The sequence below is a fragment of the Streptomyces sp. AC627_RSS907 genome (genome assembly GCF_019049165.1).
Genome location: NZ_JAGMUE010000042.1, coordinates 1 through 13,244, shown reverse-complemented (window position 1 = coordinate 13,244; position 13,244 = coordinate 1). Strand labels below are relative to the sequence as shown.

Sequence of the window (13,244 nt, the reverse complement as noted above, 5' to 3'; positions counted from 1 at the left end):
ATGAACGCGCAGACGGACGCGGCGGACCGCGGCGGTGACGTCCGCCTCGCCGGGATCAGCAAGAGCTACGGCTCCTTCACCGCCGTGCACCCGCTCGACCTGACCGTGCCGCAGGGCTCCTTCTTCGCCCTGCTCGGCGCATCCGGCTGCGGCAAGACGACCACCCTGCGCATGATCGCCGGGCTGGAGGAACCCAGTACCGGCACCGTCCACCTCGGCGACCAGGACGTGACCGCGCTCCCGCCGTACAAACGGCCGGTGAACACGGTCTTCCAGTCCTACGCCCTCTTCCCGCACCTCGACATCTTCGAGAACGTCGCCTTCGGTCTGCGCCGGCGTGGCATCAAGTCGGTGAAGAAGCAGGTCGGGGAGATGCTCGACCTCGTCCAGCTCGGCGAGCAGGCGCGCAGGAAACCGCACCAGCTCTCCGGCGGCCAGCAGCAGCGCGTCGCGGTCGCCCGCGCCCTGATCAACCACCCCAGGGTGCTGCTCCTCGACGAACCGCTCGGCGCGCTCGACCTCAAGCTGCGCCGCCAGATGCAGCTGGAGCTCAAGCGCATCCAGACCGAGGTCGGCATCACCTTCGTGCACGTCACCCACGACCAGGAGGAGGCCATGACGATGGCCGACCAGGTCGCCGTGATGAACGCGGGCCGCGTGGAACAGCTGGGTGCCCCGGCCGACCTGTACGAGAACCCGCGGACCACCTTCGTCGCCAACTTCCTGGGTACCTCCAACCTCTTCGAGGCCGAGGTCGAGGCCACCGGCGGTGACGACATCGTGGTGAGGGCGGCCGGCGACAGGCTGCGCCTGCCCCGCGCCCGGTGTCCGGCACCGGCCGCGGCCGGCGGCAAGGTGCTGGTCGGGGTGCGCCCGGAGAAGATCGGCCTCACCCACGCCGACGAGGCCGGATCGGTCCCCGGGGGACGCAACCGGATCACCGGCCGGATCACGGGCACCAGCTTCATCGGCGTCTCCACGCAGTACGTCGTCGACTGCGCGGCCTGCCCCGAGTTCGAGGTCTACGCCCAGAACATCGACCGTGACGCCCGGTTGGTGCCCGGCGCCGAGGTCGTCCTGCACTGGAACCCGGCGCACACCTTCGGGCTGGACGCCGCCCAGTCCCCGCTCGCCGGGACGACGGACGACGCGGGCGTGGCCGAGGAGGAGAGCGCCTGATGCAGGCCCCCACCGAGGCGCCACCGCCGCTCACCCCGCTCACCCCGCTCGCGCCGGAGCAGAAGCCCTCGCGCGGGAGGCGCCGTCTCACGCCGTACTGGCTGCTGCTGCCCGGCCTCCTGTGGCTGGGCGTCTTCTTCGTGGCGCCGATGGTCTACCAGGCCTCCACCTCCGTGCAGACGGGCTCGCTGGAGGAGGGCTACGAGGTCACCTGGCACGTCGCCACCTACTGGGACGCGCTGTCCGAGTACTGGCCGCAGTTCCTGCGCTCGGTCGCCTACGCCGCCTCCGCGACCGTGCTGTGCCTGCTGCTGGGCTATCCGCTCGCCTACCTGATCGCGTTCCGCGCGGGCCGCTGGCGCAACCTGATCATGGTCCTGGTGATCGCGCCCTTCTTCACCAGCTTCCTGATCCGCACCCTTGCCTGGAAGACCATCCTCGCCGACGGCGGCCCGGTCGTCGGCGCCCTGAACACGCTGCACGTCCTGGATGTCACCAGCTGGCTCGGCTGGACGGCCGGCGACCGCGTGCTGGCCACACCGCTCGCGGTGGTGTGCGGCCTGACGTACAACTTCCTCCCCTTCATGATCCTGCCGCTGTACACGTCGCTGGAGCGCATCGACGGACGGCTGCACGAGGCGGCGGGCGACCTGTACGCCAAGCCGTCCACCGTCTTCCGCAAGGTCACCTTCCCGCTGTCGATGCCGGGCGTCGTCTCCGGCACGCTGCTGACCTTCATCCCGGCGACCGGCGACTACGTCAACGCCTCGCTGCTCGGCTCGGCCGACACCGGAATGATCGGCAACGTGATCCAGTCCCAGTTCCTGCGGGTTCTGGACTATCCGACGGCGGCGGCGCTCTCGTTCCTTCTCATGGCCGCGATTCTCGCCATGGTCACCGTCTACATCCGCAAGTCCGGCACGGAGGATCTGGTGTAAATGGCCTTCGTCAACTGGCTCAAGCGCAATCTGGTCGTGATCGCCGGACTGCTGACGCTCGCTTATCTCCTGCTTCCCAATGTCGTCGTCACGGTGTTCTCGTTCAACAAACCGAACGGGCGCTTCAACTACGCGTGGCAGCAGTTCTCCACCGACGCCTGGAAGGACCCGTGCGGCGTCGCCGGACTGTGCGACTCTCTGTCGCTCAGCCTCCGGATCGCCTTCTGGGCGACGCTCGGCGCCACCGCCCTCGGCACGGCGATCGCCTTCGCCCTCGCCCGCTACCGCTTCCGCGCACGCGGTACCGTCAACGCGCTGATCTTCCTGCCGATGGCGATGCCCGAGGTCGTGATGGCCGCCTCGCTGCTCACCCTGTTCCTCAACATGGGCGCTCAGCTGGGCTTCTGGACGATCCTCATCGCCCACGTCACGTTCTGCCTCAGCTTCGTGGTGACGGCCGTCAAGGCGCGCGTGCTGTCGATGGACCCCAGGCTGGAACAGGCGGCGCAGGACCTGTACGCCGGTCCCTTCCAGACCTTCGTCCGGGTCACGCTCCCGATCGCCGCCCCCGGAATCGCCGCCGGCGCGCTGCTCGCCTTCGCGCTCTCCTTCGACGATTTCATCATCACCAATTTCAACGCGGGTTCCACCGTCACCTTTCCCATGTTCGTCTGGGGATCGGCCCAGCGCGGCACGCCCGTGCAGATCAACGTCGTCGGTACGGCCATGTTCGTCATCGCCGTGCTGTTCGTTCTGACCTCCATGGTCATAGGCAACCGCCGCAACCGCCGCAAGGCGTAATGCCACTACGTCGTGCATTCGTGGGGAGTTGAGATCATGGCCCCGAGCGCCATGAGCCGCAGCAGCGACTGGACGAGATCCCTTTCCGACGCCCAGCCGGTCCCGTACTGGCTGGACGACCCCGGCCGACCCCGGCCCGAGCCCGCCCTCACCCAAGCCGCGACCTGCGACCTGCTGGTCGTCGGCGGCGGCTACAGCGGACTGTGGACCGCGCTGATCGCCAAGGAGCGCGACCCGGGCCTGGACGTGGTGCTGCTGGAGGGCCGTGAGGTGGGCTGGGCCGCCTCCGGCCGCAACGGCGGCTTCTGCGCGGCCTCCCTCACCCACGGCCTGGCCAACGGCCTCACCCGCTGGCCGGACGAGATCCACAAGCTGGAGGAGCTCGGCGCCCGCAACCTCGACGCGATCGAGGCGGCGGTCGTCCGCCACCGCCTCGACTGCGAGTTCGAACGCACCGGCGAGATCGACGTCGCGACCGAGCCCTACCAGGCCCGTGCGCTCCGGGACTGGTACGAGGAGATCCGCGCCAGGGGCCTCGCGGACGGGGTCGAGTACCTGGACGCCGAGGCGGTGCGCGCGCAGGTCGACTCCCCGACCTTCCGGGCGGGCCTCCACGACCGCCGGGGCGTGGCCATGGTCAACCCCGCCAGGCTCGCCTGGGGCCTCAAGCGCGCCTGCCTCGACCTCGGCGTACGCGTCCACGAGCACACCCCGGCGCTCACCCTGAGGCCGTACGGCGGCGGCATGGCCGTGCGCACGCCGTACGGCGGGGTCCGCGCCCGCACCGTCGCGCTCGGCACCAACGTCTTCCCGAACCTGGTCAGACGGGTGCGCTCGTACACCGTCCCGGTCTACGACTACGCCCTGATGACCGAGCCGCTCACCGCCGGGCAGTTGGCGTCGGTCGGCTGGAGGAACCGGCAGGGCCTCGGGGACAGCGCCAACCAGTTCCACTACTTCCGTCTCTCCGCCGACAACCGGATCCTGTGGGGCGGCTACGACGCGATCTACCCGTACGGCGGCCGGGTGCGCGCCGAGTACGACGACCGCCCGCGGACCTACGCCAAGCTCGCCCGGCACTTCTTCACCTGCTTCCCGCAGCTGGAGGGTGTCCGCTTCACCCACGCCTGGGGCGGCGCGATCGACACCTGCTCCCGCTTCTCCGCGTTCTTCGGCACCGCGCACCAGGGGAAGGTCGCCTACGCGGCCGGGTACACCGGCCTCGGCGTGGGCGCCACCCGGTTCGGCGCCGAGGTGATGCTGGACCTGCTGGCGGGGGAGCGCACCGAGCGCACCGAACTGGAGATGGTCCGCCGCAAGCCGCTGCCGTTCCCGCCCGAGCCCTTCGCCTGGGCCGGCATCGCGCTCACCAAGTGGTCACTGGCCCACGCGGACGCGCACGGTGGCCGGCGCAACCTGTGGCTGAGGACCTTGGACCGGCTGGGGCTGGGCTTCGACAGCTAGGTGCACCCAGCTGGTGCCCGCCTGCCCGCCTGCCCGCCTGCGTGACTGCCGGGCCGGCGTCGTGCGTCCCGGTTCACTCCAACGAGGCGCACCGACCCGCGTAATGCCCGCCGGGAGACCTCCCTCTCCCCCGTGACGCACCCCGCGTCCACGAGCGAGAGGGAGGTTTCACATGCCTGGTGCGAAGACGGCGGTCGCGTGGCTGGCATCCGTAGCGCCGGACCCCGGGTCCTGCCTGCAGGAGTGGGAGCGCGACCCCCTGGGGGTCGTGCTGCTGCCCGCGGGCAAGGCCTGGGACGTGCTCGTCCTGCCGAGCCGGCTCGGCTGTCCGACCCTCGACGTACTGTTCCGGGTCCTGGACCGGCCCGGCCCGGTGCTCGCCGACTCCGCCGACGGGCGTACGGGGTTCTTCGTGCCGCCCGGCACGGCGGCCCGCTGGCTGGGCACCGGCGTCCGGACCGCCGGTCTCGGGACCTGGATCGTGGTGCCGCACCCCGGAGGGCTGTCGTCGGGCCCGGTCCGCTGGCTGGTCCCGCCCGACGGGAACGGCACCCTCACCGATCCGGCGCTCCTCGAACTGGCGATGCACGAGGCGGCGGCGGGGCTCGCGGCGGAGGAGGACGAGGGGCGAGCCGGCCACGCGAGGGGGTGATCCACGCGAGGGGGTGACCCGCACGGGAGGTCGACCCACGCGGGAGGTCGACCCACGCGGGAGGTCGGCCCGCGCGGGAGGTCGGCCCGCGCGGGAGGTCGGCCCGCGCGGGAGGTCGACCCACGTGAGGGCTCGACCCACGTGCGGCGTGGACGACGCGATCGAGGTGGCGATCGACAGGCCGGCCTCCACGGGCCCGGAACCGCCCGGCCAGGAAGACCGACACCGGCTCGTACGCCTGGCCACCCATGGCACCGGGCCGGCGCCGCGCGGCCCGGTGCCGTGCCGTCGCGATCAGCCGGGACCGGTACGGAGGCCGGGAGTTCCGGAGGAACGCCGCCCCCTGCTCCGGCTGACCGCCAGCCGGACCCCGGCCAGCAGCACCGCCCCCAGGCACCAGCCGGCCACCACGTCCAGCGGCCAGTGATAGCCCCGGCGCACCAGCCCGTAGGAGGCGCCGAGGACGAGTACCGCGCAGAGCGCGACGAGGACGCGGCGGACGGCCGGGGAACGCAGCGACCCGAGGAGCAGCAGCGTCGCCGCGCCGTACGCGACGACCGCGGTGCAGGTGTGGCCGGAGGGGTAGTAGCCGACGGCCGGAGGCACGGCCGGGGTGCCGGGGCGGTCGGTCCACTCCTTCAGCGGGACGACCAGCACCGGCACCAGCACCATGGCCAGGCCCCCGGCGAGGGGCCCCGGCCACCAGGGGGCCCCGCCTCCGGCACGCCCGTGCCACGCGGCGTACGCCAGCGCGGCGACGAGGACGGGCACCGCCACCTGCACGTTGCCGAGGTCGGCCAGCAGCTCCGAGAACCGGTCCGGGTGGACGAGCGCCCTGCTCAGCCGCTCGTCCGCCCCGATCAGCGGACCGTCGGTGACGACCTGCCAGGTGATCAGCGCGAAGAGGAGGACGGACAGCCCGACGAGGGCGAGGAGCCCCACGGGGGCGGGGAGCGCGCGAGGAGGGGAGAGCGGCATGACGCCCAGCTTCGCAGGCCCGCCGTCGCGTAGTCTCATCGCCCGTGATGAGCATACGGGCGGCGCGGGAGCGCGGGCGGCGGGAGACCTTCGCGAGGCTCGAACGCAAGTACCGCGCCGGTGAGTACGAGGAGGTCGAGGCCGAGGCACGCGCGCTCGCCGCGGCCTCCCGGCGTCACTCCCGGCGCCGGCGGCCCCTTCCGCAGTGGCAGGCGAGGGTCCTGGCCACGGGGGTGGCCGTCGCACACGGGCGCGGGACGGAGGTGCTGCCCGAGCTGGAGGCGCTGATCGACGAGCTGGAGCCGGTCGACCCCGAGGCGCACGTACTGCGGCTGATCGTCCGCAACAACCGCGTGACGGTCCTCAACGGCCAGGAGCGGTACGAGGATGCCGAGACCGAGGCCCTCGGCATCCTGCGCGACGTGACCCGGCTGGCCCACCTCACCCCGCTGTGGCGGATGGAGCTGAGTGCCCTGGGAGCCCTGGCCGTCGCGCTGTGCGGGCAGGACCGCCACGAGGAGGCGGAGGCCATCGCCCGCGGGAACCTGCCCCGCGCCGCGGAACCGGCCCTCGCCGGGCTGCACGCCGTGCTGGTGCGCAGTCTGAACGGTCAGGGCCGGCACGAGGAGGCACTGGCCGAGGCCCGCCGGGACCCACCGCACCAGGACCGCAGGGACAGCGGACTGCTGGATCTGGTCACGGCCGAGGCCCTGCACGGCCTGGGGCGTCGCGGCGAGGCGGAGGCGGCCGTCCGGCGGGCGCTGGCCGACTGCGAGCGGCACCTGCATCCGGCCCATCCGCGGATCCGGGAGGCCCGCACCCTGCTCGGCCGCGTCACCGGCGAGGGGCCCGGCGACTGAACACCGAAGGGCCGGCACAAGGGGGGGAGTGTGCCGGCCCTTCGATGATCACCGTCCCGGGTACCGAGGCGGCGTCGTGACCGGAACGTCGCGCGCCCCGGGGGGTTTGGGGCGAGCGACCGTCCGATCGGTGAGGTGACCGGAACCCACGGGCTCCGGTCGTGTGCGCGAGGCACGACCAGGTCGAAGCTGGGGAGGCCCCGGCCTGAGATCCCGCCCACAGTCCCCTGTGGGCGGGGTGTATCTCTCATCTGCCTAGAACCTACGGCAGGGGGTGGGCTCAGGACAGGGCCATCGGCTTCCTGACATCCACCCCGCACACCTTCTTCACACCCTCTGCGGTTCGCTGCGCCAGGCGTGCGAACCGCAGCTCAGACGTGCGTTCGGGCGTGCGTTCAGGTGCTCGCCCGGGTACGTCCGGCGGGTGTGGTCAGAGGCTGGAGAACCCCTGCTCGATGATGTCGAGCCCCTCGTTCAGCAGGTCCTCGCCGATCACCAGCGGGGGCAGGAAGCGCAGCACGTTGCCGTAGGTGCCGCAGGTCAGCACCAGCAGGCCCTCCTGGTGGCAGGCCTTGGCGAGCGCGGCGGTCGCCTCGGGGTTCGGCTCCTTGGTGGAACGGTCCTTGACCAGCTCGATCGCGATCATCGCGCCGCGGCCGCGGACGTCGCCGATGATGTCGAACTTCTCGGCCATGGCGGTGAGGCGCGACTTCATGATCGCCTCGATGTTCTTCGCCCTGGCGTTGAGGTCCAGCTCCTTCATCGTCTCGATGGCACCGAGCGCGCCCGCGCAGGCCACCGGGTTGCCGCCGTAGGTGCCGCCCAGGCCGCCGGAATGCGCGGCGTCCATGATCTCGGCGCGACCGGTGACGGCGGCGAGCGGCAGACCGCCCGCGATGCCCTTCGCCGTGGTGATCAGGTCCGGGACGATGCCCTCGTCCTCGCAGGCGAACCACTGGCCGGTGCGGCAGAAGCCGGACTGGATCTCGTCGGCGACGAAGACGATGCCGTTGTCCTCGGCGAACCGGCTGATCGCGGGCAGGAAACCCTTGGCCGGCTCGATGAAGCCGCCCTCGCCGAGCACCGGCTCGATGATGATCGCGGCCACGTTGTCGGCGCCGATCTGCTTGGTGATCTGGTCGATCGCCTGGGCGGCGGCCTCCGGGCCGGCGTTCTCCGGGCCGGTCGGCCAGCGGTAGCCGTAGGCGACCGGGACGCGGTACACCTCGGGGGCGAAGGGACCGAAGCCGTGCTTGTACGGCATGTTCTTCGCGGTCAGCGCCATCGTCAGGTTGGTCCGGCCGTGGTAGCCGTGGTCGAAGACGACGACCGCCTGCCGCTTGGTGTACGCGCGGGCGATCTTGACGGCGTTCTCGACGGCCTCGGCGCCGCTGTTGAACAGGGCCGACTTCTTGGCGTGGTCGCCCGGCGTCAGCTCGGCCAGCGCCTCGGCGACGGCGACGTACCCCTCGTACGGCGTCACCATGAAACAGGTGTGGGTGAAGTCGGCGAGCTGCGCGGAGGCCTTGCGCACGACGGCCTCGGCGGAGGCGCCGACAGAGGTCACGGCGATGCCGGAACCGAAGTCGATCAGGCGGTTGCCGTCGACGTCCTCGATGATCCCGCCGCCCGCGCGCGCGGTGAAGACGGGCAGGACGGAGCCCACGCCCTGGGCGACCACGGCCGTGCGGCGGGCCTGCAGCTCCTGCGACTTCGGGCCGGGGATGGCGGTGACGACGCGGCGCTCCTGCGGAAGTGCGGTCATGAGGGCTCCTGGGTCTTGCGGGATCTTGCGGACGCTTGCCTTCTTTTCTCGCAGGCTAGGACCGGCCGGGTGGGGTGGGCATGCTCCATGTGGGCGTTGTCCGCGGCGTCGGTTGTCCGTCATGGACAGGTGGCGGACGGGGCGGCCCGGGGTCTGCCGTCCCGATCACGCCGACCCGAGCGGCTCGGCCGAGAGGCGGAGTCACCCTCGGCCGGCCTGGTCCGAACGACAGGCCCAGGGGCCCGTCGACGCGTGCCCGGCCGCGTAAGCGGTGAACTCCCCTGGGGAGGGCGTTAGATTGACTCGCTGACGGTGGACGGAGCGGCTGGTCAGGGGGCAGGCGATGGACGGCGACGGAATGCGGGACACGCGGGGTACGCACGCGAATCCTGTGCCGCGTCCGGCGGGGCCTTTCGAGGTGCCCGCGGACGCGCCCCCGGTGCCGCCGCGGCCGGCACGGGCACCCGGGACACCGGCGCCGCCGGGCGTGCCGCCGCTGCCGGACGGCTCGGCGTTCCTGTCCTGGCTGCGCACCCCGCGCCCGCAGGCGCCGCCCGGCGTGTGGCGGTTCGGACACCGGCCGCGGGCGGCGCAGGAGCCCGAACGGATTCCCGGCCGGCAGCTGCTGAGCGGGGCGCTGATCGCCTTCCTCGTCGGCTGGCTGATCTGGTCCCTGCTGTGGAACGGCTACCTGGGCGGCTGGTGGCTGCTGCCCCTCTACGCGATGGTCCCCAGCTCCTGGGCCGAGCCGCACAGTATCGGCGCGGTCGTGGTCGTCTACGCCTACTACGTGCTGGTCGCCGGCATCATCATGGTCGGTGTCGGCCGGCTCGGCCGCTGGAGTGAGGTCTGGCGGCGCTACGGCCCGCCCGCCTGGCGCCGCGCCGCCCCCGGCGGCGGGCCCCCGCCCGCCGCCGAGGAGGACCCCGCCGCCTGGCCCGCGCTGCGCGCGGCCGGTGCCGTCGACGCCGCCGAGCGGCTCGCCGCCGACGCCCGCGCGGGGCTCATGCGGGACGTCGACCACGCCCGCATCACCCGTGCCTGGCAGGGCGTCGTGGGCGGCCGGCACAGCCTCACCACCTTCACAAGTGCGGTGCTCAGCCGCGGCGCGGGTGCCTGCCCGCACCCCTCCGGCGCCCGCGACCTGCCCGTCCGGCAGGCCCGGCACGACCTGGTCACCGGTCAGGTGCGGATCGGCACCACCGCCGACGACGTCCGCAACCCCTACGCCTACCGCGGCACCGGCCTCGCCCTCGGCCCCGACCTGCTCGGCACCTCCCTGCTCGCCGTGGGACCGGCGGGCTCCGGCAAGACCGGCAGCCTCGTCCGGCCGCTCACCGAGTCGCTGTGCCTGCACGCCCTCGCCGGGCGGGCCGCGGTCGTCGTCGTCGGCGCGGCGGGTGCCGGGATCGGCCCTGCCGACGCCTACGACGTCGTCGTACGCATCGGCGACCCGGACTCCGTCTACGACCTGGACCTGTACGGCGGCACGACCGACCCCGACGAGGCCGCCGCCGTGCTCGCCGAGGCCCTCGTCGGCGACCTGGCCGACCCGCACCCGGGCAGCGACACCCGCCGCTCCACCACCGTCCTCGCCCAGCTCCTGGGCCCCTTCCGCGCGGTGCACGGACGCTTCCCCGGCGTGCCGGAGCTGCGCCGACTGCTCGACGGTACGCCCGAGCCCCTGGCGGAGCTGCGCCAGGGGCTGAGGGAGGCCGGACAGGAGTCGCTGCTGCGCGAGCTGGACGCACGCGAGCGGCAGATGGGGCACCCCGGGGACGTGGGCGGCGTGCTGGCCGACCGGGTGGCGCTGCTGGACCGGCCCGCCTTCGCCTCCTTCTTCGACACCTCGGGCCAGTCGCGGCCCTTCTCGCTCAAGGCCCTCGACCACCCGGTGCGGGTCCGCATCGACCTGCCCGAACGCGGCCACGCGGACGCCTCGCGGATGCTGGCCCGCCTGGTGCTCGCCCAGTTCACGGCGAGCGTCTCGGTACGGGAGGACCGGTCGCTGTTCGCCTGCCTGGTGCTGGACGACGCGAGCGGCGTGGTGACACCCCAGGCCGTGCGGGGCGTGCAGCGGCTGCGCTCCGCGGGCGCGGGCGTCGTCCTGACCCTGCGCACCCTGGACGACGTACCGCGCCCGTTGCGCGGCCCGCTGCTCGGGGCCATCGGGTGCCGGATGGCGCTGTCCGGGCTCACCCCCTGGGACGGGCAGGACTTCGCCGAGGTGTGGGGCAAGGAGTGGACCGAGGCCCGGGACGTCACCGACCGGCAGATCATCGCGGAGACCCCGGCGGGCAAGGCCGTGCACCTGCTGCGCCGGGTGATCACCGGGAAGGCGCCCACCGCGCGGGCGGTGACCGTGCGGCAGGTCGAACGGGAGCGCTGGTCGGCCTCCGAGCTGGCGCACGCGGTGCCCGCCGGTCACGCCGTGCTGTCGCTGACGACCGTCAAGGGGGAGCACGCCCCGCCGCTGCTGGTGGACCTGCGCGGCTGACCCGTCAGGGGCGGCCACCCGGAACCCTACGGTGAGGCAGAATCGACACAGGCCGTTCATACGCGGCGGCCAAAAGATCACGGACGTCTCACACCGCAGACACCGCACCCACCCCTGACGAAGATCCGAAGGCCCAGGCCCCCATGCCCCCCACGCTCGCCTCGCTCGTCCACCACTCCGCGCTCAAACTGACCGTGCGCGCGGGCGAGGACCGCCTCGACGTGCCGGTGCGCTGGGCGCACGTCAGCGAGCTCGCCGACCCCGTGCCCTACATGGAGGGCGGGGAGCTGCTGCTGATCACCGCGCTCAAGCTGGACGCCGAGGACCCCGAGGCGATGCACCGGTACGTGAAGCGGCTGGCGGGCGCCGGGGTGGTGGGGCTGGGGTTCGCCGTCGGGGTCAACTACGACGAGATCCCCGAGGCGCTGGTCGAAGCCGCCCGGCGGGAGGACCTGCCGCTGCTGGAGGTGCCGCGCCGCACACCCTTCCTCGCCATCAGCAAGGCCGTCTCCGCCGCGATCGCCGCCGACCAGTACCGGGCGGTCACGGCGGGGTTCGCGGCCCAGCGCGAGCTGACCAGGCGGGCGCTGTCCGACGGACCGGAGGGCCTGCTGGCCGCGCTCGCCGCGCAGGTCGACGGCTGGGCGGCGCTGTACGACGCCTCGGGCGCCGTCGTCGCCGCGGCGCCCGAGTGGGCGGGCCGCAGGGCCGCACGGCTCACCGCGGACGTGCGGCGGCTGCGCGAACGCCCCGCACCGGCCTCCTCCGTCGTCGGCGGAGCCGAGAACGCCGAGCCCGCCGAGAACGCCGACCGGGTCGAACTCCACTCCCTCGGCACCTCCCGCCGGCCCCGCTCGGCCCTCGCCGTCGGCACGGCCGCGGCCCTCGGCACCGCCGAGCGCTACGCCGTCCACTCCGCCATCGCCCTCCTGACGCTCACCACGGAGCGCTCGCGCTCCCTGCACGCGGCGGGCCAGCGCATCGACGCCGCCGTGCTGCGCATGCTGCTGGCCGGCGAGCCGGACCACGCGCGCGCGGTCGCCGGTGACCTGTACGGCGGCCTGTTGGACGCGCCCTTCCGGATGATCGTCGCCGAGCCGGCGTCGGCGTCCGCCGCCCGGGCGCACGCGGGCGCCGCCGCGCACGCGGGCGCCGCCAGGACCAAGCCTCCCGCCGCCGACCCTGGCGGGAACCCGCTCGACGTGCTGGCCGAGGTCGTGGAGTCGGCGGCGTCCCGGTCCGGCGAGGCGGTGCTGGTCGTCCCCGAGGGGGAGCGGCTGGTGGTACTGGCCACGGACCAGGGCGCGGCCGTCGCGGCCTGCGTCGAGTACGCGGCGGCGCTGGAGAGCCGCCGCCCGGCCCCGCAGCCGACGCCGGGCCAGGACGAGGAAGAACTGGTCGTCGGCCTGTCCGCCCCGTCCGGACCCATCGCCGCGTCCGCCGCCTACAAGCAGGCCGAACAGGCACTGTCGGTGGCCCGCCGACGCGGACGCGTCTGCGTGGAGCACGAACAGCTGGCGACCGGATCGGTCGTGCCCCTGCTCGCGGACGACGCGGTGCGCGCCTTCGCCGACGGCCTGCTGCGGGCGCTGCGCGACCACGACGCGACCGGCCGGGGCGACCTGGTGGCCTCCCTGCGCGCCTGGCTCTCCCGCCACGGCCAGTGGGACGCGGCGGCGGCCGACCTCGGCGTCCACCGCCACACGCTGCGCTACCGGATGCGGCGGGTGGAGGAGATCCTCGGCCGCTCCCTGGACGACCCGGACGTGCGCATGGAGCTGTGGCTGGCCCTGAAGGCGACGACGGCCGACTAGCCGGCCCGCCGTCCAGCCCGTCCAATCCGTCCAGCCCGTCCGGCGTTCGAGGACGAGGCCCTCGGGGCCGAGAGCGGGGGTCCGGGGACGCAGCCCCCAGGGACGGGAGGGACGGGAAGGGGCGGCGGGGGCGAAACCCACCAGCCCGCGCCCCACCAGCCCGCGCTCCGCCTGTCCGCGCTCCGCCTGTCCGCGCCCCACCAGCCGGCGCTCCGCCTGTCCGCGCCCCACCAGCCCGCGCCCCACCAGCCCGCGCCCGACCAGGCCCCGCCCCGCCCACCCGCGCACATGGCCAC

Annotated in this window: 10 protein-coding genes; 8 read left to right on the top strand and 2 right to left on the bottom strand. The window is 73.5% G+C overall.

Translation table 11 applies throughout. The annotated features are described in order from the left end of the window. From KUM32_RS11250 to KUM32_RS11230, 5 genes are all read left to right on the top strand, one after another. A complete protein-coding gene (locus tag KUM32_RS11250) occupies positions 1-1,179 on the top strand; it encodes an ABC transporter ATP-binding protein (RefSeq protein WP_217141712.1) in 1,179 nt (392 codons plus the stop codon). Next, complete coding sequence (locus tag KUM32_RS11245; RefSeq protein WP_217141711.1) at positions 1,179-2,117, top strand: ABC transporter permease; 939 nt, start codon at positions 1,179-1,181, stop codon at positions 2,115-2,117. The genes KUM32_RS11250 and KUM32_RS11245 overlap by 1 nt, the downstream gene beginning before the upstream one ends. Continuing rightward, complete coding sequence (locus KUM32_RS11240) at positions 2,118-2,918, top strand: ABC transporter permease (protein WP_217141710.1); 801 nt, start codon at positions 2,118-2,120, stop codon at positions 2,916-2,918. A 36-nt stretch (positions 2,919-2,954) separates the two neighbouring features. Further along, on the top strand, positions 2,955-4,382 hold the full coding sequence (locus KUM32_RS11235; protein WP_217141709.1) for an FAD-binding oxidoreductase: 1,428 nt from the start codon (positions 2,955-2,957) through the stop codon (positions 4,380-4,382). Between the two features lie 172 nt (positions 4,383-4,554). Continuing rightward, positions 4,555-5,034, top strand: coding sequence for a hypothetical protein (locus KUM32_RS11230; protein WP_217141708.1), 480 nt, complete (start codon positions 4,555-4,557; stop codon positions 5,032-5,034). A 294-nt stretch (positions 5,035-5,328) separates the two neighbouring features. Here KUM32_RS11230 and KUM32_RS11225 read toward each other — a convergent pair whose 3' ends face one another. Then, a complete protein-coding gene (locus KUM32_RS11225; RefSeq protein ID WP_374227502.1) occupies positions 5,329-6,051 on the bottom strand; it encodes a phosphatase PAP2 family protein in 723 nt (240 codons plus the stop codon). An 8-nt stretch (positions 6,052-6,059) separates the two neighbouring features. Here KUM32_RS11225 and KUM32_RS11220 point away from each other — a divergent pair, with 8 nt between their 5' ends. Then, positions 6,060-6,872 carry a tetratricopeptide repeat protein gene (locus KUM32_RS11220; protein ID WP_254405384.1) on the top strand — a complete coding sequence of 271 codons (813 nt, stop codon included), beginning with the start codon at positions 6,060-6,062 and terminating at the stop codon, positions 6,870-6,872. A 430-nt stretch (positions 6,873-7,302) separates the two neighbouring features. Here KUM32_RS11220 and gabT read toward each other — a convergent pair whose 3' ends face one another. Continuing rightward, positions 7,303-8,637: a 4-aminobutyrate--2-oxoglutarate transaminase gene (gene gabT, locus KUM32_RS11215; RefSeq protein ID WP_217141706.1), complete on the bottom strand. Its 1,335-nt coding sequence runs from the start codon at positions 8,635-8,637 to the stop codon at positions 7,303-7,305. Between the two features lie 343 nt (positions 8,638-8,980). On the opposite strand from gabT, the gene KUM32_RS11210 reads away from it, so the two are divergent. Both KUM32_RS11210 and KUM32_RS11205 read left to right on the top strand, forming a co-directional pair. Next, on the top strand, positions 8,981-11,134 hold the full coding sequence (locus KUM32_RS11210) for an ATP-binding protein (protein ID WP_217141705.1): 2,154 nt from the start codon (positions 8,981-8,983) through the stop codon (positions 11,132-11,134). Positions 11,135-11,277: 143 nt separating this feature from the next. Further along, a complete protein-coding gene (locus KUM32_RS11205) occupies positions 11,278-12,948 on the top strand; it encodes a PucR family transcriptional regulator (protein ID WP_217141704.1) in 1,671 nt (556 codons plus the stop codon). Positions 12,949-13,244 lie beyond the last annotated feature (296 nt).